The sequence below is a fragment of the Lacrimispora sp. 210928-DFI.3.58 genome, assembly GCF_020554865.1.
Taxonomy (GTDB): Bacteria; Bacillota; Clostridia; order Lachnospirales; family Lachnospiraceae; genus Enterocloster.
The window spans coordinates 93,343-120,301 of sequence record NZ_JAJCIC010000001.1 but is presented as its reverse complement, the minus strand read 5'-3'; the positions used below and the strand labels follow the sequence as shown (position 1 = coordinate 120,301).

General features: G+C 52.8%; 27 protein-coding genes. 6 read left to right on the top strand and 21 right to left on the bottom strand.

The annotated features are described in order from the left end of the window. The first annotated feature begins 21 nt into the window (after positions 1-21). Positions 22-1,350, top strand: coding sequence for an iron-containing alcohol dehydrogenase (locus tag LIZ87_RS00585; RefSeq protein ID WP_178316285.1), 1,329 nt, complete (start codon positions 22-24; stop codon positions 1,348-1,350). Between the two features lie 30 nt (positions 1,351-1,380). Next, positions 1,381-2,760 carry an aldehyde dehydrogenase gene (locus LIZ87_RS00580; protein ID WP_178316286.1) on the top strand — a complete coding sequence of 460 codons (1,380 nt, stop codon included), beginning with the start codon at positions 1,381-1,383 and terminating at the stop codon, positions 2,758-2,760. Between the two features lie 91 nt (positions 2,761-2,851). Here the strand turns inward: LIZ87_RS00580 and LIZ87_RS00575 are convergent, their stop codons facing one another. Together LIZ87_RS00575 and LIZ87_RS00570 are read right to left on the bottom strand one after the other, a co-directional pair. Then, a complete protein-coding gene (locus tag LIZ87_RS00575; RefSeq protein ID WP_330664503.1) occupies positions 2,852-3,511 on the bottom strand; it encodes an FmdE family protein in 660 nt (219 codons plus the stop codon). Positions 3,512-3,672: 161 nt separating this feature from the next. Then, positions 3,673-4,608: a LysR family transcriptional regulator gene (locus LIZ87_RS00570; RefSeq protein WP_227144756.1), complete on the bottom strand. Its 936-nt coding sequence runs from the start codon at positions 4,606-4,608 to the stop codon at positions 3,673-3,675. A 101-nt stretch (positions 4,609-4,709) separates the two neighbouring features. On the opposite strand from LIZ87_RS00570, the gene LIZ87_RS00565 reads away from it, so the two are divergent. The 4 genes from LIZ87_RS00565 to LIZ87_RS00550 are packed head-to-tail and all read left to right on the top strand — an operon-like array spanning position 4,710 to position 9,300. Beyond that, positions 4,710-5,021: a UxaA family hydrolase gene (locus tag LIZ87_RS00565; protein ID WP_227144754.1), complete on the top strand. Its 312-nt coding sequence runs from the start codon at positions 4,710-4,712 to the stop codon at positions 5,019-5,021. Between the two features lie 3 nt (positions 5,022-5,024). Beyond that, the gene (locus LIZ87_RS00560; RefSeq protein WP_227144752.1) at positions 5,025-6,185 is read left to right on the top strand and encodes a UxaA family hydrolase; all 1,161 of its coding nucleotides are present in this window, start codon (positions 5,025-5,027) and stop codon (positions 6,183-6,185) included. A 26-nt stretch (positions 6,186-6,211) separates the two neighbouring features. Further along, the gene (locus LIZ87_RS00555; RefSeq protein WP_178314563.1) at positions 6,212-7,537 is read left to right on the top strand and encodes an SLC13 family permease; all 1,326 of its coding nucleotides are present in this window, start codon (positions 6,212-6,214) and stop codon (positions 7,535-7,537) included. An 11-nt stretch (positions 7,538-7,548) separates the two neighbouring features. Beyond that, positions 7,549-9,300 carry a PHB depolymerase family esterase gene (locus LIZ87_RS00550; protein ID WP_178314561.1) on the top strand — a complete coding sequence of 584 codons (1,752 nt, stop codon included), beginning with the start codon at positions 7,549-7,551 and terminating at the stop codon, positions 9,298-9,300. 308 nt (positions 9,301-9,608) lie between these two features. On the opposite strand, the gene spoIVB is transcribed toward LIZ87_RS00550, so the two are convergent. From spoIVB to spoIIIAA, 19 genes are all read right to left on the bottom strand, one after another. After that, the gene (gene spoIVB, locus LIZ87_RS00545) at positions 9,609-10,889 is read right to left on the bottom strand and encodes a SpoIVB peptidase (RefSeq protein ID WP_178314559.1); all 1,281 of its coding nucleotides are present in this window, start codon (positions 10,887-10,889) and stop codon (positions 9,609-9,611) included. 253 nt (positions 10,890-11,142) lie between these two features. Further along, positions 11,143-12,819 carry a DNA repair protein RecN gene (gene recN, locus LIZ87_RS00540; protein ID WP_178314557.1) on the bottom strand — a complete coding sequence of 559 codons (1,677 nt, stop codon included), beginning with the start codon at positions 12,817-12,819 and terminating at the stop codon, positions 11,143-11,145. Between the two features lie 53 nt (positions 12,820-12,872). Beyond that, entirely contained in the window at positions 12,873-13,325 is a 453-nt protein-coding gene (gene argR, locus LIZ87_RS00535; protein ID WP_178314555.1) for an arginine repressor, read from the bottom strand. 40 nt (positions 13,326-13,365) lie between these two features. Next, positions 13,366-14,208, bottom strand: coding sequence for an NAD(+)/NADH kinase (locus LIZ87_RS00530; protein WP_227144750.1), 843 nt, complete (start codon positions 14,206-14,208; stop codon positions 13,366-13,368). Positions 14,209-14,258: 50 nt separating this feature from the next. Further along, the gene (locus LIZ87_RS00525; RefSeq protein WP_227144748.1) at positions 14,259-15,077 is read right to left on the bottom strand and encodes a TlyA family RNA methyltransferase; all 819 of its coding nucleotides are present in this window, start codon (positions 15,075-15,077) and stop codon (positions 14,259-14,261) included. A 56-nt stretch (positions 15,078-15,133) separates the two neighbouring features. Next, the gene (gene dxs / locus LIZ87_RS00520; protein ID WP_227144746.1) at positions 15,134-17,002 is read right to left on the bottom strand and encodes a 1-deoxy-D-xylulose-5-phosphate synthase; all 1,869 of its coding nucleotides are present in this window, start codon (positions 17,000-17,002) and stop codon (positions 15,134-15,136) included. Positions 17,003-17,232: 230 nt separating this feature from the next. Further along, the gene (locus tag LIZ87_RS00515) at positions 17,233-18,141 is read right to left on the bottom strand and encodes a polyprenyl synthetase family protein (RefSeq protein WP_227144744.1); all 909 of its coding nucleotides are present in this window, start codon (positions 18,139-18,141) and stop codon (positions 17,233-17,235) included. Then, positions 18,128-18,361 (bottom strand): exodeoxyribonuclease VII small subunit, encoded by a 234-nt coding sequence (gene xseB / locus LIZ87_RS00510; RefSeq protein ID WP_178314719.1) that lies wholly within the window; start codon positions 18,359-18,361, stop codon positions 18,128-18,130. The genes LIZ87_RS00515 and xseB overlap by 14 nt, the downstream gene beginning before the upstream one ends. 2 nt (positions 18,362-18,363) lie before the next feature. Beyond that, positions 18,364-19,647, bottom strand: coding sequence for an exodeoxyribonuclease VII large subunit (gene xseA / locus LIZ87_RS00505; protein ID WP_227144741.1), 1,284 nt, complete (start codon positions 19,645-19,647; stop codon positions 18,364-18,366). A gap of 2 nt (positions 19,648-19,649) precedes the next feature. Next, positions 19,650-20,162 carry a transcription antitermination factor NusB gene (gene nusB / locus LIZ87_RS00500; protein ID WP_178317179.1) on the bottom strand — a complete coding sequence of 171 codons (513 nt, stop codon included), beginning with the start codon at positions 20,160-20,162 and terminating at the stop codon, positions 19,650-19,652. A gap of 212 nt (positions 20,163-20,374) precedes the next feature. Further along, positions 20,375-20,755 (bottom strand): Asp23/Gls24 family envelope stress response protein, encoded by a 381-nt coding sequence (locus tag LIZ87_RS00495; RefSeq protein WP_227144739.1) that lies wholly within the window; start codon positions 20,753-20,755, stop codon positions 20,375-20,377. Between the two features lie 235 nt (positions 20,756-20,990). Next, a complete protein-coding gene (locus LIZ87_RS00490; protein WP_178317177.1) occupies positions 20,991-21,767 on the bottom strand; it encodes a SpoIIIAH-like family protein in 777 nt (258 codons plus the stop codon). 15 nt (positions 21,768-21,782) lie between these two features. Then, the gene (locus tag LIZ87_RS00485) at positions 21,783-22,526 is read right to left on the bottom strand and encodes a stage III sporulation protein AG (protein WP_178317176.1); all 744 of its coding nucleotides are present in this window, start codon (positions 22,524-22,526) and stop codon (positions 21,783-21,785) included. Further along, positions 22,480-23,187, bottom strand: coding sequence for a stage III sporulation protein AF (locus LIZ87_RS00480; RefSeq protein ID WP_178317175.1), 708 nt, complete (start codon positions 23,185-23,187; stop codon positions 22,480-22,482). Before LIZ87_RS00480 ends, LIZ87_RS00485 begins: the two co-directional genes overlap by 47 nt. Before the next feature lie 17 nt (positions 23,188-23,204). Beyond that, positions 23,205-24,500 carry a stage III sporulation protein AE gene (locus tag LIZ87_RS00475; protein WP_227144737.1) on the bottom strand — a complete coding sequence of 432 codons (1,296 nt, stop codon included), beginning with the start codon at positions 24,498-24,500 and terminating at the stop codon, positions 23,205-23,207. Positions 24,501-24,520: 20 nt separating this feature from the next. Beyond that, on the bottom strand, positions 24,521-24,907 hold the full coding sequence (locus tag LIZ87_RS00470) for a SpoIIIAC/SpoIIIAD family protein (protein ID WP_227144735.1): 387 nt from the start codon (positions 24,905-24,907) through the stop codon (positions 24,521-24,523). 144 nt (positions 24,908-25,051) lie between these two features. Then, entirely contained in the window at positions 25,052-25,246 is a 195-nt protein-coding gene (spoIIIAC, locus tag LIZ87_RS00465) for a stage III sporulation protein AC (protein WP_178316837.1), read from the bottom strand. A 36-nt stretch (positions 25,247-25,282) separates the two neighbouring features. Further along, entirely contained in the window at positions 25,283-25,828 is a 546-nt protein-coding gene (locus tag LIZ87_RS00460; RefSeq protein WP_178316838.1) for a stage III sporulation protein AB, read from the bottom strand. Continuing rightward, positions 25,803-26,804: a stage III sporulation protein AA gene (gene spoIIIAA, locus LIZ87_RS00455; RefSeq protein ID WP_227144734.1), complete on the bottom strand. Its 1,002-nt coding sequence runs from the start codon at positions 26,802-26,804 to the stop codon at positions 25,803-25,805. Before spoIIIAA ends, LIZ87_RS00460 begins: the two co-directional genes overlap by 26 nt. Positions 26,805-26,959 lie beyond the last annotated feature (155 nt).

The following is a 26,959-nucleotide window of genomic DNA, read 5'->3' as shown; positions in this document are numbered from 1 at the left end:
GGAAAAGGGGGATAAAAAACCATGAACAAACTGAAAAAAAGCTATTGCCGGATCTACCAGACTGCCTTTAAGGCTGCACTGCCCTTTCTTCCTTACCGAAAACCGGAAATCGCGGGCAGCGTGACAAGGATCCCGGAAATCATAAAAAAGCACGGCTGCAGCCATGTCCTGATCATCACAGACGCCGGCATACGGGGCCTGGGGCTTACAGCGAGGCTGGAGGAAGCCCTGGCTCTGGCCGGTGTCAGCTATTCCATGTACGATAAAACCGTGGCCAATCCCACCACTGCCAATGTGGCAGAGGCTTTGGAGCTCTACCGTCAGGAAGGCTGCGATGCCATCGTGGCCTTCGGAGGCGGCTCCAGCATTGACTGTGCGAAGGCTGTGGGGGCACGGATCGTCAAGCCAAAGCAGCCATTGTCTCATATGAAGGGGATTCTGAAGGTGCATAAAAGGATCCCCCTGCTCATTGCTGTTCCCACCACAGCGGGAACGGGAAGCGAGACCACATTGGCGGCTGTTATCACGGATTCTGAGACCAGGCATAAATACGCGATCAACGACTTTCCATTGATCCCCCGCTACGCTGTGCTGGATCCAAAGGTCACTTTAAGCCTTCCGCCCTTTATCACTGCCACCACGGGCATGGATGCCCTGACCCATGCGGTGGAGGCCTACATCGGCAATTCCACCACAAAGGAAACACGGAGGGACGCCCTGCGGGCGGTGCGGCTGATCTTTGAAAACCTGGATACTGCTTATCAGGACGGAGGCAATGTAAAGGCCAGGGCAAATATGCTGAAGGCCTCCTTTTACGCCGGCTGTGCCTTTACCAAATCTTATGTAGGATACGTCCATGCCGTGGCCCACTCCCTGGGCGGGGAATACAATGTTCCCCATGGACTGGCCAATGCGATCCTGCTGCCCTTTGTGCTGGAGGCGTACTTGGAAGCCAGCGGGACAGGCTGTGATTCAGACTGTAAAACCGGAAGCCGGGCTGCCTCCAAAAAAGCTGCCCGCAGGAACGCTCCCGGCTCCTACTGCAAAAAGCTGCGCCAGCTCGCCATTGCAGCCCATGCAGCAAAGAAGGATACTCCCTGTGACGAGGCTGCCAGAAGCTTTATCCAGGCAGTGAAGGATATGAAAAAGCGTTTCCAGATTGGTGACACGGTGAAGGAGATCCGAAAAGAGGACATCCCAAAGCTGGCCCGCTATGCGGATAAGGAGGCTAATCCCCTCTATCCTGTGCCTGTGCTGATGGATGCAGAGGAGCTGGAACAATTTTATTATCTTTTAATGGAAAAGGCAGATGGTGCAGACAGCTTCAGGCCGTCTGATGGGAATTTATAAAAATCTATAAGGAAAGGATAGAAACAGATCATGACAGAGCAGGAAATCAAACAGATCATTGACCGCCAGCGGGAATATTTCCGCACCGGGGCCACCTTAAGCATCGAGTTCCGTATACGCGCCTTAGAACGGCTGAAGGCCGGGATCCTCCACTACGAGGAGGAGATCACAGAAGCCATCGGGAAGGATCTGGGAAAAGGCGGCTTTGAGAGCTACATGTGTGAAACAGGGCTTGTTCTCAGCGAGATCAGCTACATGATAAAGCATATCCGCTCCTTTGCAAGGGAAAAGCGTGTTCCCACACCCCTGGCCCAGTTCCATTCCCGAAGCTTCATAAAGCCCTCCCCTTACGGAGTGGCGCTGATCATGAGTCCGTGGAATTATCCCTTCCTGCTGACTCTCGATCCCCTGGTGGACGCCATCGCAGCCGGCAATACCGCCGTGTTAAAGCCCAGCGCCTACTCTCCTTTTACCAGCGGGATCATAAAGAAGCTGATCGAAAAATGCTTTGATGAGCCTTACGTGGCTGTCATCACAGGAGGACGGGCAGAAAACACCTGTCTGCTGAACCAGCATTTTGACTATATCTTCTTCACAGGAAGCCAGGCCGTGGGAAAGGACGTCATGAGGCAGGCAGCTGCTCATCTGACTCCGGTGACGCTGGAATTAGGCGGAAAAAGCCCCTGTGTGGTAGAAAAAAGCGCGAATCTTAAGCTGGCGGCCAGGCGGATCGTTTTCGGCAAATTTTTAAACTGCGGCCAAACCTGTGTGGCACCTGATTATATTTACTGTGACCGGGATGTGAAGGATGCCCTGGTGGCGGAGATCAAAAAGCAGATCCGAAAGCAGTTTGGAAAGGCTCCTTTGGAAAACAGGAACTATGGAAAGATCATAAATGAAAAGCATTTTAACCGGATAGCCGGCCTTATAGACCCGTCAAAGGTGGTCTGGGGCGGAAAAGCAGATCCCGGTACCCTTCAGATCGAACCCACCGTTATGGACCATGTGACCTTTGAGGATGACGTCATGCAGGAGGAGATCTTCGGCCCTCTGCTGCCCGTCCTTACCTACGGATCCTTTGAGGAGGCCATAGACAGGATCAATTCCATGGCCCATCCCCTGGCCCTGTATGTCTTTACAGAGGACAAAAATGCCGCCGAAAAAATCACCTCCCGGTGCGGCTTCGGCGGCGGCTGCATCAATGACACCATCATCCACCTTGCCACCAGCGAGATGGGCTTTGGCGGCTTTGGGGAAAGCGGCATGGGCGCTTACCATGGAAAAGCAGGCTTCGACACCTTTTCCCACGCGAAAAGCATTGTGGACAAGAAGACCTGGATCGACCTGCCTATGAGGTATCAGCCTTACAGGTGGGTGAATGGGAAGCTGATACGGTTTTTCCTGAAATAACGGACGGTCTGCCGAGGCTTTACTGGCCGGCAGCGGCTGTGTTCCTTGGGAACACCGGCAGCTGCCGGTCTCTTTTCGCGCCTGTCCTTCCCTATACCTGGAACCGGTCATACGTTCCGTAACAATCCACGCACAGCTTTTTCCCTCCCTGTATGCGGATCCAGTTGGCTCCTGTTCTTTCCCCGCAGCATTCACAGATATAGGAATCAAAAATACGCGCCTGCTCCGGCAGAGGGATGGCAGTTTTCTTCACCTCAAACAGCTCCTCCGGCGTCCGGCTCTGGTAGTACCCAAAGGCTTCCTCCTTTGTCATACCCTGGGGCTTTTCCCTCAGGACCAGCCTGACGGAGCGTCCGGTGCTGCGGCAGTAGAAGGAAAATGCCTGCTTGCCCGTCATATGGAACAGCAGATTTCCCTTTCCGATGCTGCAGCCCAGCATAACCTGTATGGCATCCACGCCGCAGGCATCATTTTCCGAGATACAAACCACCTGCTCGTCCTCGGAAAATGCCAGCTCCAGCAGCTTAACCGCATAGAGGGCTGCCTTATATCCGATCGTCAGCCCCCCGCATTCATGTCCGTGAAATGCCACACATGTATCCCAGCTTCTCTCTTTTATTTTATTCATCATTAACCCCATCCTTCCATACACGTTTCCGCTTTCATAGCAGCATGATTCTTCCTCCGGCTGCTGCCCGTCATGCGCCGGCCCCTTACATTCCGTCACATCTGATTTGCTGATATCAAACATATTCTTTTTCCCCTGTTTATGATTTATCTCCGGGCTTATTTTAACATGTTTGACCTGCTCCTGCAATGCTCTGTATCCAGGTCCCGGATCCGCAGAGCAGGAGCTCCTCCTTCCAAATTGCTCAGAAATTCTCGGAAATCAAACGAAACAGGAATCCCTCATCAAACATTTAACAGCAGATACTGAATAAACATTTTTGTAGCATGGGAGGTATAGAGCCGGTTTGGCAGCAGGGCATAGAAGCGCCTGACCGTCTCTTCGGAGTCCAGCTTATAAAAGTACAGAGAGACCTTGGGATCGCGGACCAGACGGTCACTGACCAAAGCTGCCGCAAGGCCACTGGCTGCAAGACGGTAGGCTGTAACAAGCTGGGCCAGCATAAGCTTGACCTTCGGTGAAAAACCTGCCTCCTGAAACATCTTAAAAGCCCTGTCATGGAGGTTATTCCCTTCTGTCAGCAGGATATATTCCAAATCCCGGAATACTTTCAGGGACACAGAAGGACAGCCTTCGGACAAATGGACCCCCCTCTTAATGTCCTCCGCCGACAGCCTCGCTTCCGGCACCAGCCCATTGGCCGGATGATCCTTGGCAATGGCAAGAAGAATATGGTCATGGAAAACCTCATAGCGCTCAAACTCTCTCATAAAAACCGTATTGCAGCTGAAGGTCAGATCCAGCCTCCTCTCACTCAGCATTTTGGCCAAAACGTTGGAACCCTCCTCCACAAGCTCCAGACGGATCCCCGGATACAGGCGGCCAAACCCTGTAAGAATGTCCGGCAAAATATAAGCATTCAGATAGTGGGAGCCTCCCAGCCGTATACTTCCCGTATTTAAATTCTGAATATCATGGATCTGGCATTCCAGGTCATGCTCCAAATCCCGTATTTTACAGATAGTATTGATATAAATCTCCCCTGCGGCAGTCAGCTTAAGCGGCCTTCTGCTCCGGTCAAAAAGAGCCATGCCAATGTCTGCCTCCAGCTTTTGTATCGCAATGCTTAAAGCCGGCTGTGTAATAAATAATTTCTCCGCCGCCTTGGAAAAGCTTCCTTCACGGAATACCTCGTAGGCGTAGCGCATTTCCTGCTCCATATACTATAAACTCCATTAATATTAATATAAAATTTATAAAATTGATTATATATTATATCCATGTTATTGTAAAGCCAGATTTAATGAAAGGAGCTGACTCCATGGAAATCAATGGACTGCTGATGGATGAAACGGATAATGTTGTAACCTGTGTCAGGGAGGTTGCCGCCGGAGAACAGGTGGTATACCGCAAAGGCGAAGTCCTCTGTAGCCTTACCGCCAACGAGGACATTCCTTATTGTCACAAAATTGCCCTGAAAGATCTGGACAAGGGAGCTACGGTCATCAAATACGGTGAAACCATCGGAAAAACAAACTATCCCATTGGACGGGGCGATTGGGTATCCCACAACAACATTTACAGCGTCCCAAGGGACTATGACAGCGAGCTGATCGCAGAAGGAGGAAAATGATCAATGAAATTTTGGGGTTATAAACGAAAGGAAGGACGGGCCGGCATCCGCAATCATGTGCTGATCCTTCCCACCTGCGCCTGCGGAAGCGAAAGCGCCAGGATTGTTGCCAGCCAGGTCCGGGGAGCTGTCAACATTGTTTTCAATACGGGCTGTTCCGACGTAGCTGAAAACACTGCCATGTCCCAGAAGATCCTCACCGGCTTCGCCTGCAATCCTAATGTCTACGGCGTTGTTATCATAGGCCTTGGCTGTGAAACCGTGCCCCACATGGAGCTGAGGAAAAAAATCCAGGCCATGACCAGCAAGCCTGTGGTATCCTTCGGCATCCAGGAGGAGGGAGGCACCTTAAAAACCATTGAGAAGGCAGTCCGCGCTGCCAGGGATATGGCTGCAGAAGCCGCCCTCCAGCAAAAGGAACTCTGCGATATCTCTGAGCTCCTTCTTGGGATCGAATGCGGCGGCTCCGATGCGACCTCCGGCATTGCCTCCAATCCCGCAGTGGGGGAGTTAAGCGACCTTCTGGTAGACCTTGGGGCCTCCACCATTATGAGCGAATCCATTGAGTGGATCGGCGGCGAGCATATTGTCGCGGCCCGGGCAGCTACTCCCAAGATCCACAACCAGATCATTCATATCTGCAAGCGCTACGAAGAGCATCTGCGGGCGGCCGGGCAGGATTGCCGCGCAGGACAGCCCACCCCTGGCAACAAAGCAGGAGGCCTGTCGACCCTGGATGAAAAGAGCCTTGGCTGTATCCGAAAGGGCGGGACACGGCCCATTGTAGAGGTTTTAGACCAGGCCGAACGCCCCACCAGGCAAGGGGCCATCGTCATGGACACCGCAGGCTACGACATTTCCTCTGTCACCTCCATGGTGGCCGGCGGCTGCAATGCCGTTATCTTCACAACAGGCCGTGGAACTCCCACCGGCAATGCCATTGTCCCCGTTCTCAAGGTGACTGCCAACGGCCTCACCTACCAACGCATGGAGGACAATATAGATGTAGATCTGAGCGGTATCATCCGCGGAACCGTTACCTTTAAGGAAAGCGGGCAAATGCTTCTTGAGATCATTGAGGAAATCTGCAATGGACGGCTTACAAAGGCTGAAGCCTATGGCTTCTCTGATATTGCCGTTGACCATGTCTGCCGTTATGTATAAAATTTAAAGGAGAGGGGAACACACAAATGAACACACTATTAGGGGTCTGTCTGACAATCTGCCTTTTAACCATCGCCGGTTATGTCTGGGGGAAATATTCCCTGGGAACCGTTGCCGCCTGCAGTATGGCGCTTTATCTCATCACTGGATGCATTTCCGCCAAGGATGCCCTGGGAAATCTGTCCAACAGCAATGTGGTCATGGTACTGAGCATGTTCGTTGTATCAGCCGGTTTCGGCAAAACACAATTTGTAAAAATGATCGGTAAAACGGTAAACATGCTTGCAAACGGCAGCATTACAAAAATCATGTTCGGCTTTATTGCTGCGTCTGTTCTGGCCGCAACCCTGACAGGAAGCGCCGCAGCCGCCTTCTGCATCATGGCACCCATCGTAACCGTAAGCTGCGGGGAGCTGAAAATCAGCCCCAGCAAGGTAACCTTCTGCGTTGGCCTTACCTGCATCGCTGCCTGCGGGATCATCCCAGTAGGCGGCTCTCTGGCCATGTTTGCTGAGCTCAATGGCTATATCACTGCCAACGAATATGAGCAGTTCCAGCTGGCCATCACCGACCTCTGGAAGGGAAGATGCCTGAGCCTGGCTGCCGTTATGCTGTACTGCATCTTCCTCGGCCACCGTTTCTCCCCAGAGCGTCCGGTTACTGCCCTTGGAAGCAGCGAGGAGCTGAACGCAAAGAATGCCGCCAGAAAGGCTCTCCCTCCATTCCAGGAGAAATGCGGCTATCTTGTATTCTTTCTTGTAACGATCGCCCTGATCTTTAACTCCCAGCTCAACGCTGTCCTGGTCGCTGTCGGCCTTCCCTCCTGGGCCTCCTGGCAGATCGTCTTCTTCGGAGCTCTAATTACTGTCCTGACAGGTGTTCTCTCCAGCAAAGAAGCCTATCAGGCCGTTCCCTGGGATCTGGGCTTTCTGATCGCCGGAAGCCTCTGTATGGGCTCCGCTCTGGCAAATACAGGAGGCGGTGAACTCATTGGAAACATGATCGCGGGAGTAGCCGGGAAACTGGGCAATCCCTACCTGATCGGAGCCGTATTCTACCTGGTACCCTTTATCCTGACACAGATCATGCAGAACCGCACCGTAATGGCGATCTTTCAGCCAATCGCGATTCTCGCCTGCAAAAGCATGGGAGTCAGCTGCGTGGGGCCGGTGCTCTTAGTGGCCTCCGCCTGCTGTACTGCCTTTATGACCCCTATGGCTACTGCTTGCGTCCCAATGATCATGGATATCGGCGGCTATAATCTAAAGAGCCTTCTTAAGCAGTCTCTTCTTCCCGCTGTAATCCTTTCCATCGTCAATATCCTGTGGATCATGACTGTATACCCATTTTAAAGGAGGAGCTTATGCTTACACTTAATCAGTTTCCAAAACAGATGGCAGATCTTGAACTTGATTTTGATCACTTAAACCGTGCTCTCATAAACGGCTGCTTTGAAGAAAGAGTCCAGATCGGGAAGCAGGAACGCTCCTTCCTGATCTATATCCCAAAGCAGATCGAATATGCGCGTCCCTGCATCATTGCTGCGCCTCCCTCTGGTGCTGATCCTCTGGCCTTTCTGGAACACTCCGGCCTTGCCCGCCTTGCTGATGAAAACATGCTCTACACCGCTGTCCTGACACCGCCCAAGGAGGGCTGGAAGCTCACTCCGGATGACCCGGCCTTTATGAATGCTGTCTACGAAGCCGTACAGCGCCGCGATTACTATGTTACAATTCAGGATAATATCTACGCCTGCGGCGCAGGTGAGGGCGCAGCTGTTGCCCAGCTGGCCGCCGCCGCCATGTCAAGCGACTGGTCCGGCCTAATGACCTTCGGTGACCTGGGCAGCACCTTCCCCGGCTTTTCTTCGGTTTCCAAAAAGGAACATGACCAGGGCGAGCTGGAGCTTATGATCGACGGACAGAAGGCCCAGCTTCCTGTCTGGATGATGATCAGCCATCTGGAGGGCATCAACTCAGCGGCTGTCCAATACTGGAGCCAGCAAAACCATGTACTGCCGGATCCCCTCTCCGGCCAGGGTGCCGATTATATCTGGATGCCCTCCCCTGTTCGGTATCTAAGTGAGATCAATGAGGAGTCCATTGCTCAGGTGCGGGTCACAGAACAGGTGACAGAAATCTCCTACTCTGCTCTTTCCACCGCCTGGCGCTATATCGGCATGGCAAGAAGACACAGAAGCTTCAGAATCAAAAATCTCCGCTATACAAAGGATCCCCTTCAGGCAGGTGCTTCCTTACATACTCTGAAGGTAGATGGAATGACGCGCCGCTGGTATGAATATGTGCCTGAGGGCTGTACGCCTGACCGCAAATGGCCACTGGTTGTGGTCATGCATGGGCGCGGAGGCTCCGCCGAGACCTTTTTCGACATCACCTGCATGTCTTCCGTTGCCCATGACCGCAAATTTATTGCCGTATTCCCCGAAGCGGGAATTCATCAGCAGAAGAAAGACGGCCTCAGAAATGTCCTTCTATGGAATGGGATCTACAGGAATCAGCCCATTGACGATGTGGCCTTCATCCGCCAAATGGTTGAGAATATCTCAGGCAGACTTCCTATTGACCGCGGACGCATCTACGCCTGCGGCCAGAGCAGCGGCGGCATGATGACAGATGTGCTCTGTACCTGCGCCAGCGACATCTTCGCAGCCTGTGCCTCCTGGTCAGCACTGATGTCAAAGAGCCGGTCCTACCGTGATTTTGAGCCCACCGCTCCCCTGTCCCCTACCCTGTTTCTCTACGGTGACCGGGATAACATCTGTATCTCCAAAGAACCCAATCCTGACTTTCCGTTTTATGTCCATGAGGAAGTTCATCAGGTACTTCTCCAGAAGCTGGAGCGCTATCATCTGAAAAAGGAGCGCTTCCACACATGGAAAACCTATCCCATTACCTGGTACAGCTATCCCAACGACCAGGGCGTGCCCATGCTGACAATCGGCATTGTGGAAAATATGGTTCACGGAAATTATCCGGAGGAAAGCCGGATCAGCTATGACCAGTTTTTCAGCCAGTTCTGCAAAAACGAGGAAGGTGAGCTCTGCTACCGCGGAATCCCTGTAACATCCGCAAAGCAGAAATCGGATAACATCTGAAATCCTTTGGCCTTATTCTGCAGGATATCTGTACAGGAATACCCGCATTCCGTTTTCATATCTACCTGTCCCGGCAGGGATATGGTAAAATATATTACAACACAGCAGTTCGATCTGCTGTATTCCGGGCATATCCAGCGGCCCCGCGGACAGTTGTACAATGCAATGTAACAGCTGAAAGTCATCCCTTAATCTCTAAGTCCCTGGGCCGCTGTGGAATATGCCGTAATCATCTCTTCTCTGAACATGATGCCGTTCCGATGAGCTTTCCCTCATGATCAGACTCTTCTGTCTCTGTCATCCTCCGCTCAATGCTGTATCATATCCTCCGCCAATATCCCATACCCCCGCGCTGCATCCTGCACAAACACATGAGTCACGGCCCCGGCCAGCTTGCCGTTCTGGAGGACAGGTGAACCTGACATTCCTTGTACGATACCGCCCGTCAGCTCCAAAAGCTCCGGATCTACCACCTTGATCACCAAGCTTTTATTTTTATGGCCTGCATTGATGTCTACCTTTTGTATCTCGATCTCATAATCCTTCAGCTCTCCGGAAATATTGCTCCGTATATAGGCAGTCCCCGGTTTGACATCCTGGCGGCAGGCGATCTCTATGGGCTCGCCTGGGAGGTCCTTCATAAACTGCTGGTTTACGGTTCCGAAAATGCCTTCATTTGTATTTTGGGTGACATCCCCCATATGGGACTGGGGGCCGTAGTAGATGACACCGGACAGGAGGCCGGGCTTTCCTATGGTGCCTTTTTCGATTCCCATGATCTGGGTGGTATACAGGGATCCCTGAGCGGTTTCCACCAGCTCTCCCGTATCGCTGTCGCTGATCCCATGGCCCAGAGCGCCGAACCGCCCGTTCATGTCCACATAGGTAATGGTCCCGATCCCCTGGGTGTCGTCGCGGACCCAGGCCCCCAGCTTGTACTGGCCGTCTGAGCTTTTTATAGGCTCAACGCTCACATCGATGGATTCCCCCTCACGCCGCACAGTAAGGACTGCCTCCTCCTTTCCTCCAACACGGTTTACCGCATCCATCAGATCCTCCTTTGTATTCATGGGAGTGCCGTTCAATGCCTCTATATAGTCCCCGGATTTCAGCTTTCCATAGGCCGGCTCCCGCTCCATGCCGTCTGCCCCGGTAATGCGGCCTGTGCCTATCACCATGACGCCGTCCGATTTTAAGTATATGCCAATGGGACTTCCGCAGGGGATGGCGTACCTTGTGTCCACCACGTCCACCTGAATGTCCTTCAGCTTGATAATGCCAAACAGCTTAAGCCCTACCTGATAGCTGCCCTGATTTCCCGCAAACATGGAAAAGGACTGTCCGCTGGTAATGGTGATCTGGTCTGCTGGAATATTGCTTTCATTTCCAAGGGAAACCTCCTGGCTCTCGCTGGATATGGTGGCTTTTACGGGCAGGCCGAAGGAAAATTCCTCCGCCTGGTTTTCAATAATGCTGATACGGTCCGGGACCACATGATCCATGTAGTACCAGGTATACCCTGTAACAGCTATAACAGACAGCCAAAACAGCCGCCCCAGCCACCGGTAAAATTTCGTCTTCTCTGTCATCGCCTGCCTCCTCGTTATGAGCACTTAGCGTCTGTTTTTTAGACGCTTACGTGCGATACATGTCACTGGCACTTAGCGGGCGTCCTCTGACCGCTTAGTGCAGTGGCTCGTTATGAGCACTTAGCGCCTGTATTTTAGACGCTTACGTGCGGTTTAAAACAAAAAAAGAAAGAAGCTCTTTCATGCCTCTTTCTTAGTATTATCCGCAGAAGGATTTTCAATCTGTTTTATTTTGTTCTGTCTGCCATTTCTTTCATTTGCATTTTACACATAGTTTCGTTTTATCCGCCAGCTCCTTCATCTCCCCCGCATTTTTCACCACCGCCTCTGTGATCTTGGCTCCTCCCAGCAGGCGTGCCAGCTCATTTACCGATTCCTCCCTGTCAAGGAGCCGGATAGTGGTGGTGGTGCGGCCGTCCTTTGCCGATTTTGCGATCTCAAAATGGGCGTCTGCCATAGCGGCGATCTGAGGAAGGTGGGTGATGCAGATAACCTGGTGGCTCCTTCCAATATAGGAGAGCTTTTCGGATACCTTCTGAGCCGTCCTTCCGCTGATCCCTGTGTCGATCTCATCAAAGATCAGTGTAGGAATCTCATCCGAATCAGCCAGCACCGTCTTGATCGCCAGCATGATCCGCGACAGCTCACCGCCGGAGGCCACATCCTTTAATGGCCGCATCGGCTGTCCCGGATTGGTGGAAATGAGGAACTGCACCTCGTCATAGCCCGAAGCAGTAAAATGATCCAGCCGTTCAAACTCCATATCAAACTCCACATCCAGGAAATTCAGATCCTCTAAGCCCTCTTTGATCCTCCCTGTAAGCTTCCTTGAAGCAGCTCTTCTGATCTCCGATAATTGTGCGCAAAATCCCTCCAAACGATTCCTGCACTCTGCAAACTCCTTTTTCACTGCTTCCCGGTGAGCATCGTAATCCTCCAGTTCTTCCAGCCTCGTCCTTTTATTTTCCAGATTTTTCCTAATATCAGCCACCGTCTTTCCATACTTTGCCTGAAGGTTGTGGATGGTATCCAGGCGCTCCTCCGTACGGCGGAAGGTCTCCTCATCAAATTCCATGGAATCCAGATAGGAGGCAATTTCCCTGGAGGCATCATTGATCACGGAATCCGCATCATAAAGCTGATCCCGTATGCTTCCTAAGGCAGCATCATACTCCACTACCTGCTCCACTGCCTTTAAAGCATGATAGAGCCAGTCCCCCTCCAGGGCCTCATGGGCATTTCCCAGGCATTCTGCTATCCTCTGTGCATGGGCAAACCGGCGGTAGCTGGCAGTCAGCTCCTCCTCCTCCCCTTCACGGAGTCCGGCCTCCTCGATCTCCTGGATCTCAAAACGCAGAAAATCAGCCTCCCGTATCCTGGCTTCGCTGTCCATATCAAATCCGGCCAGGCGCTCCGTCAGGCTGCGGTATATCTGGTATTCCCTGGCAATATTCAATTTCATTGACTGGGTTTTCGCCTTGACATAGGCATCCAGGATTTCAAGATGTTTGGATTTGTACAGCAGGGATTGATGCTCGTGCTGCCCATGGATATCTAATAAAAGCCCGGTGATCTGGCGCAGGCGGGCGGTGGTGACTGTCTCATCGTTGATGCGGCTTATGCTTCTGGAGGGCATGATCTTGCGCGAGATGATCACCAGGCCATCCTCTGTCGGCTCCACCTCCAGCTCACGAAGCGCCTTTTTCTGCTCTTCTTCCGGCACGGAAAATACAAGCTCTATGTAAGCCCAATCCGCACCCTGGCGTATGCTGTCCTTGGAAGCCTTGCCTCCCAGTGCCATAGTGACAGAACCAATAATAATGGATTTTCCGGCTCCTGTCTCTCCTGTAAGGATATTTAAGCCTTCGCCGAACTCCACATCCGCCTTTTCGATCAGAGCCAGGTTCTTCACATGCAGTTCCAGTAACATACCACACCTCCCTTTCTCAAAGCCGTGAAAGCGTTCCTCCCGCCGGCCATCACTCACTCTTCCACCATTTTCTTGATCTTCTCCATAAGGATGATCGTATCGTCCACGCTCCTCACAGCACACATAATGGTATCATCTCCTGCGATGCATCCAACGATCTCATGGAACTGGATCGCATCCAGGGCAGCCGCCACAGCCATTGCCATGCCGGAGACGGTTTTGATCACCAGGATATTCTGTGCCATATCCATGGACATGTAGCCATCCTTTAAGATCCTGATATATTTGATGGCAGAAGTCCCCCTGGGGCTCTCCAGCACCATGTAGCGCTGCCTTCCATTCTCCGCCTGGAGCTTTGTCAGCTTCAGCTCACGGATATCCCTGGAAACCGTGGCCTGGGTTACATTAAAGCCGGCTTCATTCAGCTTTTCAGCCAGCTCCTCCTGAGTCTCGATTTCATATTTTCCAATTAATTCCACTATTTTGCTGTGGCGTTCCACCTTCATTATGGTTTCCTCCTCGTCTCAGGCGCCCCAAGCCGCGCCCTTATATCTTCCCAAGATGATTGCTCAGATTCTGCATAAATGATATCTGCTTAAGCTTCACCATCACAGTCTCCATCTCCGACTGTTCTATCCTCACATAGTCCCCTTCTCCCAGCTCCACTGAGCTGTCCCCGTCAAAGGATACCACTTGGCCGCTGTTGAGTACCCGTATTTCAATGCAGTCCTCCGGGGCCAGCACAATGCTCCTGGCATTTAACGCGTGGGAGCAAATGGGGGTAAGGGCCATCATTTTTGCCGCCGGAGCCAGCACAGGCCCTCCTGCCGAAAGGTTGTAGGCAGTAGAGCCGGTGGGCGTAGCCACCAGCACGCCGTCTGCCGCATACTCATTGAGATACTCTCCATTTACATAAACGCTGTAGCGCAGCACCTTTAAGGGATCCATCCTTGTAACGGCGATCTCATTGAGGGCAATGTCCTCCAGAACCCGTTCTCCTCTGCAGAAGGCCGTTCCCTTGATCATCATCCGATGCTCCAGCTGGAACCTGTCCTCCAGCAGGGCGTCCATCACAGGGGCAATGTCCTCCTTCCGGCTGACCTGGTTTAAAAAGCCCAAATGACCCCTGTTTACCCCCAGCATGGGGATATTCCGTCCCGCCAGATCGCGGGCTGCCTGGATCAGGGTGCCATCCCCGCCCAGAGTGATGATGCACTCTGTTTCCTTTGGCACCTCCAAAGAGCTTATATGGGTGTTTCTTCCCCCGTCCTCCCGCGGCTCCTGGAAACGGCAGACAGCTCCTTTTGTCACAAGATAGGTTCTGATAAATGCCTGAGCTTCCTTTACATATTCCTTATCATAATTTGCTATAATATAAAAATGTCTCATCGTCTGTTTCCTGCCGCTCTCCTGTCATTCTCCATGGAACTGGAAAAGGCTTATTTATCAAGAGTCCTGTGGGCTTCCTCCACCACGGCAGAGGCACTCACCTTTCCGGCCGCCTCATCTTCTCCTCCATACTCCTCCCCATGGTTCTGGAGATAGAGCAGATATTCAATGTTGCCCTCCGGCCCTTTGATCGGTGAAAACTCCAGGTTCAGCACCTCAAATCCAATGGATACCGCAAAGTTTATCGCCATTTCGATCACTTCCAGGTGGACGCTTTTTTCCCTCACAACGCCCTTTTTTCCTACCTTTTCCCGTCCTGCCTCAAACTGAGGCTTTATGAGGCAGACCACCTGGCCCTCCTCTGTGAGCAGGGCCTTTACCGGCCCCAGGACCTTTGTCAGGGAAATAAAGGAAACATCGATGCTGGCAAACTGGATCCTGTCGCCTATATCCTCCGGTGTCACATAGCGGATATTGGTCTTCTCCATGCAGACCACGCGCTCGTCGCCCCGCAGCTTCCAGGCCAGCTGTCCGTGGCCCACGTCCACGGAGTAGACCTTTACCGCCCCATTCTGGAGCATGCAGTCCGTAAAGCCTCCTGTGGAAGCACCCACATCCATGCAGACCTTGCCTGCCAGCTCCACGCCGAAATGGGTCATTGCCTTTTCCAGCTTGAGCCCGCCCCGGCTCACATATTTCAATGTGCTTCCCCGTACCTCGATCTCAGCCTTATCCTCAAAGGTCGTGCCGGCCTTGTCCTCCTTCTGTCCATTGACATAGACGATCCCTGACATGATAAGGGCCTTTGCCTTTTCCCTGGACTCTGCCAGGTTTCTCTGTACAAGAAGCACATCCAAACGTTCTTTCATCTCGTCTCTCCTGCTAATGTATACTTGACATCCGATCCGGACTGTAAGGCCTCCTCCTATACAGGTATCAGGCCTTCCCGTTTCATTCTCTCTATGATAGAATCGCTGTCGATCCCCAGTCCCCGGCGCAGAATGGAGACATTTCCATGCTCCACATAGGCGTCCGGAAGGGCAACGTGGAATACCTTTACCTCCGGATAATGCTCATGGATATAGGCTCCCACTGTCAGGCCATAGCCTCCCTGGAGCACATTTTCCTCCATCGTCACGATCAGGCGGTGCTTCCCTGCCAGCCTGTCCACAAGCTCCCTGTCAAAGGGCTTGATGAACCGGCCGTTTGCCAGGCTGCACTCATATCCTTCTTCCTTCAGCTTCTCCCTCACATGCTCTCCGGTGCTCACCATACTGCCCACTGCCAGCAGGGCAATGCCGTTCTCCTCATAGAGCATTTCCCCTTTTCCGTAGGAGACAGGCTGCCTGAAGTCCCGAAGGCCCTTGTAGGCTGTTCCCCTGGGATAGCGGACTGCTAGGGGCCGGTCATAATCCATGGCAAAATCCAGCATTGCCCTCAGCTCCCAAAGGTTTTTCGGTGCCATCACGCTCATATTGGGAATGGAGGTCAGATAGGAATAATCAAAGATCCCCTGGTGTGTCTCTCCGTCGCTTCCCACAAGTCCGGCCCTGTCCACCGCAAAGAGCACAGGAAGATCCTGGATGCAGACATCGTGGAGCACCTGGTCATAGCCTCTCTGCAAAAAGGAGGAGTACACTGCCACCACCGGCTTCAGTCCTGCTGCCGCCATGCCTGCCGCCGAGGTCACCGCATGGGCCTCTGCGATACCCACATCAAAGAAACGGTCCGGGAACTTCCTTCCAAAGGCAGTCAGCCCTGTGCCGTCCGGCATCGCCGCCGTCACTGCCACCAGCTTCGGATATTTCCCGCCCAGCTGGCACATTTTCCTTGAAAATACATCTGTGTAGGTCGGATCCTTCTTCTCTCCCAGAGGCTTTCCCGTTGCCACATCAAAGGCTCCTACACCGTGGAACTGGGCGGGATTCTTCTCTGCCGGAGCATAGCCCTTCCCCTTTTTCGTGATCACATGCACCAATACTGCGTGATCCAGCTTCTGAGCCTCCCGCAGCACCTTACAGAGGACCGGGATGTTGTGGCCGTCCACAGGTCCCAGGTAGGTGATGCCCATGTTTTCAAAGAGCATCCCCGGTATCAAAAGCTGCTTGATGCTGTTCTTTGTCCGCTTAATGCGGTCTATCATAACGTTGCCTACGCCGGGGATCCTGTCCAGGGCGTCCACCACGTTCTTTTTCAGATCATTATAGCCGCTGCCGGTGCGCAGGCCGCTTAAATATTGGGACATGCCGCCTACATTTTCTGAGATCGACATCTCGTTGTCATTGAGCACAATAATAAAATTTTTCTTCATCCGGGCGGCATTATTGAGCGCCTCATAGGCCATGCCTCCCGTCAGGGCACCGTCTCCGATCACAGAGACCACCCTGTAATCCTCCCCCAGGATATCTCTTCCCTGGGCAATACCCAGTCCGGCAGATATGGAGGTGGAGCTGTGGCCTGTGTCAAAGGAATCATAGGGGCTCTCCTTCCGCTTCGGAAAGCCGCTGATCCCGCCGTGCTGGCGCAGCTCGTCAAACTCTGCCGCCCGCCCGCTTAAAATCTTGTGTGTATAGGACTGGTGGCCCACATCCCAGATGATCTTATCCTCTGGCAGGTTAAGGGTATAGAATAACGCAATCGTCAACTCCACCACTCCCAGGTTCGAGGCCAGGTGGCCTCCGGTGCGGCTGATCTTTCCGATCAGGAAATCCCTGATCTCCTGTGCAAGGGCCTTAAGCTCCTCCTGGGACAGCTTTTTTAATTCCTCAGGCCCTGTGATCTTTTCCAATATCATAATGGATTCATCCCCAATTATCCCTTATGTGCTCTCGGAGTCTCTTTGTACCTGATCTTGTGAGATGATTTTTTGCCAGCTGTGCACAAAGTTATAAGGCGTACGCGGCACGTACGTTGATCAACTTTGGGTGCAGCCGGCAGAAAATCAGCCACAAAAGCAGGTGCAAGGGTGATCCCGAGAGTACATCTTTCTTTTCTGCAGTCCGGCCTAACGTCCGGTGCGCAGCCTTATTTCTGCCTGCCCACCAGAGCCTTTATGAGATTCTCCAAAAACTCATTGTAGCCCAGCTTGTCAAGCTCCTCGATGGCTTCTTTGGAAAGCCTCTCTACCTCTGCCTTTGCCTTCTCTAAGCCCTCCAGGGTCACATAGGTCGTCTTCTGGTTCTTCTCATCGCTTCCCGAAGGCTTTCCTGTCACATTTTCATTCCCCGTCACATCCAGGATATCGTCCTGGATCTGGAATGCCATGCCGATCTTAGAGGCAAGGCTTTCCACGATCTTGCAGTCCTCATCTGCTGCGCCGCCTAAAACAGCGCCTATAAGCATGGAAGCTTCCAGCAGGGCACCTGTTTTCAGCTTGTAGATAAAGTTCAGCTTATCCTTTGGGATCGGTCCGCCGGCCAGCTCAACGTCTACCGTCTGACCGCCGATCATGCCGTACATGCCTGCCTTGCCTGCCAGGATCCCCATGGCCTGTCCAACGCGGGCAAACTCATCCGGCTCATTTGCCTCTTTAAAGGCCTTTGCTGCTGTCTCCACAGCATACATCATCAGGGCATCACCGGCCAGGACACCCATATCCTCGCCAAACTCTGCCCAGGTGCTGGCCTTGCCCCTGCGCATCATGTCATCATCCATACATGGAAGGTCGTCATGGACCAGGGAGGAGGTGTGGATCATCTCAATGGCTGCCATAAAGGGCTTCACCATCCCCAGAACTTCACCTGTAAACAGCCTGCACATCTCCTGCATGAACAGTGGGCGCAGCCTCTTTCCTCCGGCCCTCACACTGTAATTTACTGCCTCAAAAATGGTTTTCTGATATCCTTTTTCCTCCGGCAGATACTGCTCTAAAAGCGCATTGATCTCCTGTGTCCTAACTTCCAGTTCCTTCTTAAATTCTTCATTCATTGTCATCACCCTCGCTCAATATCTGAATCTTTTTTTCCACTTCATCTATCTGGCTGCTTAGTTCCTTTACCAGCTTCATTCCAGCTTCGTAGCCGGAAAATGTTTCCTCCAATGAACTTCCCCCCGCCTCCAGCCTTCGGATGATCTCCTCCAGCCCGGCAAAATTTTCCTCAATCGTAGGGGCCTTTTCCTCTGTTTCCAGGGCCTCCGCTTTCTTTCTGGGCATTGCTATTCCTCCCTTATCTCTGCAACCGGTATGACTGCTTCCACCCTTGCATCCAGGTAGCCGTCTCTTACGTGTACGCGTATACTGCTCCCAACCTCAGCCTGTCTGATGGCCGTCATGGCCTGACCCCTGCTGTCTGTGATAAAGCCATAGCCTCCGCCAAGCTTCTTAAGGGGAGACAGGCCGTCCAAACGGCTGGCCAGGAGAGCCAGACGGTGGCTGTTCTCTGTAAGCGACCGCTCCATCCGGCGCTTCAGGATATCCTCTGCTTCCTTTATCTGCTGTCTGTCAGAGAGAAGCTTTTCCTTCATCTCCTGCTCCAGGCTGCTTTCCAGGTCCGCCAGGCGCTGGCGCATGTCATTAACCTGGCGTATGGGCTCACGGAGCTTCAGCTTCATCCTGTCCTGGCTCAACCGGAATCGGAGCCGTTCCATATGGCGTCCCATGGCCCGGTCCAGGACCTGTTTGTAAAGCCTTACCTGCTCCACAAACTGACGGTAGTCAAATACAGCCAATTCTGCTGCCGCCGACGGCGTGGGAGCACGCAGGTCTGCCACATAGTCTGCAATGGTAACATCGGTCTCATGGCCCACAGCAGAGATGACAGGCGTCCGGCAGTTGAAGATCGCCCTCGCCACAATTTCCTCATTAAAGGCCCAAAGGTCCTCAATGGAGCCGCCGCCCCGCCCTACGATGATCACGTCAAGGTCCATCGCATCCAGGGCTTCGATGCCCTTTACGATGCTGCAGGCGGCCTGCTCTCCCTGGACAAGGGCCGGGTACAGGATCAGCTGCACATAAGGGTTCCTCCTGGCGGAAATGTTCATGATGTCCCGGATGGCCGCCCCTGTGCTGGCGGTGACGATCCCCACCTTTTTTGCGTATTTGGGAATCGGCTGCTTGTAGCAGCTGTCAAACATTCCCATCTCCTCCAGCTCGTCCCGGAGCTTTTCAAACCTGGCAAAGAGATCCCCTTTGCCCTCCTTTTTGATCTCCCTGGCATAGAGCTGGTATCTGCCGTCCCTCTCATAGACATCCACGGTCCCCGTCACAACGACCTGCTGGCCCTCCTTCAATTCAAAGGCCAGGCCCTTCCTCTGCCCTGCGAACATGACGGCGGCAATCTGAGCGCCGCCGTCCTTTAAGGTAAAGTAAATATGGCCGGATGTGTGGTACTTACAATTAGAGACCTCGCCCTTGATGGAAATACGGTTCAGGGCGAAGTCCTGTGTGAACATGTTTTTGATATATGCAGTTACCTGTGATACGGTAAAAATGCTTGCCATTCCTATGCCTGTCCCTTATTCTCACTGTCTGCGGCAGGCTCCGGCTCCTCTTTTTCCCGTTCCTCTCCGCCTATGAATTTTGCTAAGATACCGTTTACAAAGGCCGGGGATTCGTTGCCGCCAAACTTCTTTGCCAGTTCTACTGCTTCATTGACAGAGACCTTCTCCGGAATGGTGTCATCATAACCCATCTCATAAAGGGCCAGCCTCAGGATAGTGAGCTCCACCTTTCCCATACGGCGCGTCTTCCAGCCTGCTGCTACCTGATCGATCTTCTGGTCGATCTCCGGTATCTTATCCATTATATTCCCAGTTCTTTCCCTGAGATATTCACTGTCCGCTTCTTTTAATTCTACTTTATGCAGTACCAGACACACGCCTTCGGGATCCACATCGTCCTCCTCCGGTGACTGGAAATACTGCTCCAGCTGTGCCTTTGCTTCCTCTTTTGTGGGATAGAAATCTGCTGAGAACAGCATTTTAAAGCAGTGCTCCCGCAATTCTCTTCTGGTCATCTTTCTCTGCTTGTACGTAAAAGCCTGCGCTTTGAGGTACATTTTCCTTTCTCTCATCTCTCTCTCCCTCTGCTGGGAAATGAGGTCCTTCATTGATTATATCAAACACGTTGCATAAAAACAATAAAAAATGTATAAAACACTCCCTAGGCAGCGCTCCGGGGAGTGTTCTCATTACAAAGGTTCCATCAAGATGCGTTTTTCACGCATATTTAATTTTCAGCCATATTGACACCGGCAATCTTGATATTCACATCCAGGACCGTAAGGCCTGTCATGTTCTCGATCGCGGCGCTGACCTTTTCCTGCACCTGCTCGCTGACTGCCGGAATGCTGTAGCCGTATTTGATGTTCAAGGACAGGTCAACGGATACATGCTCCTCTGTGACCTCCACCTTGACGCCCTTGCTCAGGTTCTTCATTCCCAGCTTGCCCACCAGCTCATTGGTGATGTTCCCGGCCATGGAATCCACGCCCTCCACCTCTGTGGCTGCAAGGCCTGCGATGATGGCAACCACCTCATCTGAGATCTGCACCTCGCCGATCTTGTCCTTTTCGTATAATTTATGGGTACTACGATTTTCCTCCGCCATCTAAACTTTCCCTCCTGTCAAAACTTAATTGCTTCTATTATATCAAATCCATCGAAAGATGTATAGGCTAAAATTTATCTGTAACTGTACAGCAGCTGCCCCAGGGTTACAGTTCAGGCGGCTGCTGAGAGAGCGGCTGGCGCCTGAACTGTAACGCCCCAGGGCGCTTCGCAAAAAAAGGCACCAGGACCGCCCCATGCCGGCTGCCTGATGCCTTTTCCCTGTATATATTTTGCTATTCCGCCATATTCAGCAGTGTTATGATGATCTGGTCTGCTCCCACCTCTGCCTTGCGCTTTACGATATCCTCGATCTGAGCCCGCTGGGGATCTGTGATGGAAGGCGCGTTGATGACCACATCCACCTTCTCCTTGCTGATGCTCACCACTGGATCTGCAAAGCCTTTGGCTAACAGAAGAGTCTCGGCTGCATTTTCCTTCTCGGAAATTTCTGTCAGGTCGATCATATCCTGGATGGCCTGCTGCTTTGCCGCCTCGTCAATGCTTGTGCTGTTGATCAGGCTCATGAGCGTTTCCTTATTCCTGGCACGCACCTGCTCCCGGCTCAGCTGCACATTGGCTATGTAATCTGCCACACTCATACCGCTGGTGAGTACGGCCTCTCCCGGATTCTCAAGTCCTGTCTGGGAGGTTTCTGACTGATTGCTGCCTGCTGCTCCGTCATTTTCTGCCTGGGTCATGCCCTCTGTGTTTGCTGTCTCCAGATCAGAGAGATCCTGGTCAAGACTGGGGATCTCCTCCAGCTGCGTCTGTCCTGTCAGAGCTGCTGCCTGGTTTTCTGCGAAAATGTCCTCATCGGAAATTTCCATCATTCCCACCTCTGAGATCCGGTTGCTGGCTTCCAGATCCTTTTTTCCGGCATAGTTCAAATACCCGGCAGCTGCTATCATGACAGCCAGTGTGGTGATGATGATCTGGTTGCGCCGAAAGAGGCGTTTCATGTTCATGTCCTTCATATGCTCCTTGACCTGTTTCATATTCTTGATCTTCATGTCATGCACTCCTTTTTATTCCACCCTCTTTAATACTTTTATTTTATGTGGGGGAAGGCCAAATAATGCTTCCATTGCCTCAGAAATTTCCGCTTGTACGGCGGGGCTTCCCCCGCCCTCTGCGCTGATGATGATGCCTGAGATCTCCGGGCTTAATTCCTTCTCGATAATGGGCGATGTACCGCCTCCTGAACCTGCCCCGGACAGCACCGTGCTCTCAGACTTCTGGACATCTGCTGCCTCCCTCTGTCCTCCGGAGGCATCCTGCTCCTTTGTGGTGCTGGAGCTTTCTGAACGGTCGATGCGCATGACCTTCTCGCTGGAGGATTTTAACACCACCATCACATCCACCTTGCCTACTCCCTCCACGGATTTTAGAAGCTCCCGTATGCGGGCTTCCAGCTGGGCCTCATAGGAATTAGGAGACGTGGGGGCGGAAGCTGGCAGGAAGGCGCCATCCCCTCCATCGGCACTGCCGCTGCTTCCTGCTGAATTACCGCTGTCAAAGCTCCCGGCACCACTGCCAAAGTACCCCTCCTCCGGCTCCTGGCTCCCGCTGCCTCCTTCCTCTGTCCAAAGCGGAACCGCCCCCTTTTCCTCTACTGCTGCTGTCTGCTGTTCCCTTTTCTTCCCCTTTACCCAGGTATCAGGCGCCGGAAAGGACAGGATCATGAGAAACACACCTAAAAGAAGCAGGAACAGCCATTTTTCCTTAGTCATTTTTCCACTGAATTTTGATATCTGTTTCTTCCAGTTCATAATACTGCGCCACCTTTCCCTTTAAGCTTCCGATCTTCTCGCGGACAGGATCCGGGGGCTGCTGAGAGTCTGAGACATTGGCCGCTTTGGCAGCTGCACTGGTATCTTTGACCGCCCATTCCCCCACATTCCCTACCTCGATCTTTTCCACCTCAATTTTCTTTTTCCTCCCTGCTTCCCATTCCTTCCCATCCTGTCCCCCGTTTTCCGCATTGTTCCATCCATCCTCCTCATTCTTCTCCACCATCATCCACACCGACCGTACCTGCCCGTACCGGCTGCTCCCGCTGTCCTTCTCAATGGATACCCGGACCTGGCTGCATGTAAGGCCCTGGTTCTCTGCAATCCTTGCGATGTCATTTTCCACTGCCTCCTCATATCGTCCGATCACCTGCTCCCGGCGTTTATCCTCCATTCCCCACAGGTCTTTCTTTAGATCCTGCGTATCCATTTCCAGGGAAATGCTCTCAAACAGCCTGGCTGCCTGCTCCTCCAGCCGGAAGCCGCCCGCAAAGGGGCTTACTACCAGAAGGATCAGCACGATCCCTGCAAAAAACCGTATATACCTTTCATACTTTGCCTCTGCCAGAAGATTCCCTGCCACTGCCAGAAACAGCATAAAATAAATGATCCCCTTCACCCAGTTATAAACTGCCTCCACTGCACGCCTCCCAATGATCAATGGGCCAGATATCCCACATTTGTCGATACGCAGGTGACCGCCACTGCCAGCACAAAAAGGAACAGGGAATAGAGAACGATCTGCAAAAGCAGCCCATGTCCCTTTGCCACCCCGGATACGCAGGAGACCATCCGCTTGTCACAGATGGGCTGCATCACAGCCGCCACAAGATGATACAACAGCATGAGGACCGCCAGCTTCATCACAGGCACCAGGGAAATGGCTGCGAGGACCACCACTGCTGCCCCTCCTATGGTATTTTTAAGAAGCACTCCTGCCCCCAGCACCATCTGTGCAGCCGCGCCTGCTCCCTGTCCCAGGCCGGGCACCATCTCCACCAGCCTCCACATTCCCGTCTGCTTCAGCCCGTCCGCATAGGGCAGGATCAGGGACTGAAGGACCTGGATCCCCACCACAAGCCCCAGAAGGGTCTTAAGACTCCACCCTACCCCCTTTTCCAGAAGCTCTGCTGCCTTTGAAAGAAAGGGCTCCTTCACCGCATGGCTTCCCAGGATCACAAGCACGTACATTTTCACGGCAGTCAGCAGTATACCGCTGCACATCCACTGCACTGCTGTCACTGCTGCCATCATTCCCTCATACAGTGCCAATGCGCTCATACTGCCGCCTGAAAATGCCACTGCCATAAAATACGCCGGCATCAGCAGCCGCATAAACTCCAAAATCTGCCCCAGCACCTTAGATGCGATCTGAAGACTGGAGAGAAAGCTTCCTGCAAGGCAGGTAAACAGCAGAAGATATGTCACAAAAAAGCCCGTATCCGAAATCTGGCCCCCTTTCCATACAGAGGACACATTGGAAAATACAGCTCCGATCACCCCGATTGCCGCCACCTGGGCCAAGAGCCTTCCCCCCTGCTCCACCTCGGACCACAGCTGATTTCTAATACCTGCTCCTATCTGCGCGAGTATCCCCTTAAAATTTCCTCCCGCCATCTCCTTCATAAGGCCCCGGAAGGAGAAATCCCCGGAAATTTCCTGCCTCTGTCCCATCACCTCGTCAAGAAATCTCTGCATGTCTTCGATCTCATCCCCGATCCCCAGCTCCTGGACGGTTTCTCCCAAATTCTCTTCTTCCTGATACACTTCTTCCGAAGGGGCCTTCGGGATCAAAACCCCCGTGTTCCCGGCTGCTGCCATGATTCCCGGACCTTCCTCCGCTGCCCAGGCCCTGCCCGCCATCCGCCATGAGAACACGGCTGCCAGCAGCGCTGCCCACAGTCCTATCCTGAACCATTTTCCCCACCCTTCTTCCCATACGAGCCTGTCCATGTCTCAAACCTCCCAGGGACTTATCTCAAAAAACGTTCCAGAACACCGAACAATGCCAGAAGCACCGGCATACTGATCCCCAAAATGGACAGCTTCCCAAAGATCTCGATCTGGTTTCCCAATGCGCCATACCCTGCATCCCGGCAGATGCCGGAGGTAAACTCCGCCACATAGGTGATCCCGATCATCTTGAGGAGAGTCCCCAGATATACATTATCAATGTTTATATAGCTCTGTATCTGCCTCAGGGTATCCAGTATCACGGCCAGCTTTCCCGTTCCATAAAAGAAAATAAAACAACCGGCTGCCATTACCATGTACACCGCATATTCTCCCCGGATACTCTTCATCTGCACGGCCATGAGAATGACAGCCACTGCAGCAGCTCCTATGGCAACAATCGTCATGCGATCCCTCCTTTTACTTTCCAGAGCACTTCCCTTACAATAAACGTCCTCCGCCGCAAGGCGGCACGAAAGTCAGGTATGCCAAGTGTGTCCGCCAATCTTTCATGGTGCGGCAGCGCATCTGCCAGCCGGGCACACGAAGGCTTACAATGCAAACAGGTTCTTCATGGTCTCAAACAGATCATATATGTACGGTATCATCCAGAACAGCACCAGTATCAGCCCTGCCAGGCTGGTGAGAAATGCCTGCTCATCCCTGCCGCTGTGCTTTAACACCTGACAGATGACAGAGACAAGGATCCCCACTGCAGCAATGCGGAATATCAGATTTATCCCCATAACCTTTCCTCAACTTTCTACCAAAATTTCCGGGCATCAGCACATCACGATCACCAGAAACATTCCTCCCATCATGCCCAGGCTGGCATAGAGACGGCATTTTTCCTTTTGATGGCTTTTCAGATACAGAATGGCATCGTCCAGCTGCTCCAGAAAAAGAAGGAGCGTTCTCTCCTGCATGTCCACATCCAGATATCCCAGATGCTCCCCCAGGCCACTCAGGTGCTCTACATCCTCCCCAGTCAATACGATCCCCATTTCCTGTCCTGCCAGCTTCTCTGTCTCATCCTTCCAGATCTCCTGAAAGGTCTCTCCCTCCTGCCTTCCAATACGCTCTGCCGCGCTGACAAACAGCCTTCCAAGACCGCCGCCTGCCCGCTTTCCGACCCGTTCCAGCGCCTCAGGCAGAGGCGCATGGCTGTAGGTGATCTCGCCCTTCAGGAAATACACCATCTGCCTCAGCTGCAAAAGCGTCCTCAGGCGTTTTTTCCACTGCCAGGAGTACCACAGGCCCATGCCTCCGGCGGAAAATAAGACCAGTCCCGCTCCAACCCATTTACATATCAAATCTGCTGCCTCCATCTATCGCGGCACCTCCCTTCGGCTTCCCTAAAGGTTTAAGCCTCTCACCATAGATCTGCTGTATACGTCCTGCCTGCCTCTGATCCAGCAAAATGATCCTCTTAAAAAATCCCTCTTTTACCAGCCTGCCGATCCCAGGCTTATAAAGGATCTCCTCCAGCGAGCCTCCGTGGACAGTAGCTGCAAGGGCGCAGCCGCAGTTTCCGGCATATTCAATGGCCTCTGTGTCCTCCCTGCCTCCCACCTCATCCACAGCGATCACATCAGGCGCCATGGTGCGCACCAGCATCATCATTCCCTGGCTCTTCGGACAGCAGTCCAGCACATCTGTGCGCAAGCCCAGATCATTCTGAGGCACTCCCTGGTAACAGGCGGCAAGCTCTGACCGCTCATCTACCACCCCCACATTCAACCCCGGCAGGGAGTCCTTCCCCGGCCTTCCGTTGGAGACCTGGCGTATGATGTCCCTGAGGAGCGTGGTCTTTCCGCATCGCGGCGGCGATATGATAAGGGTGTTTAAAAAATGTCTGTCCGGGGAATACAAAAGATCCATCACTCCGTCTGCACAACCCTTTCGCTCATGGGCAATGCGCACATTTAAAAAGGAAATGAATTTTAACAGGCGTACCTCCTTCCCCTGGGTCACGATCCTGCCAGCCACGCCGATCCGGTGTCCTCCCTGGATCGTTAAAAAGCCCTGGCGAAGCTCCTCCTCGGCTGCATAGAGGGAAAAGCTGCTCATAAACTCCACTGTTTCCCTGATCTGCTGCGGTGTGACGCAGAAAAGCTCCTGCCCGCCTTCTGTCAGCCTTCCCTCCTCCGTCACCCCATACTCCCTGTTGTCCCACAGGATCATAAGGGGCCTTCCTGCCCGAAGGCGCACCTCCTGAAGCTTCTCAAACTCCACCGGCAGCCCCCGGAGCCTGGCCCGTATATCCTTTGGAAATATTTGTAAGACCTGTTCCTTACCAGTCATCTTCCTCACTCCCTTTATCTCAATATATGAGACAGGCTCTGTTTTATGACTGTTTATAAAACAGGATCCTAAAAACAAAACCAGACCTCTCTCAAGATCTGGTTTCTCTTCACATGTTCTCATTTTTATTGTCAAGTGCCTATCCAGCGCTCTGC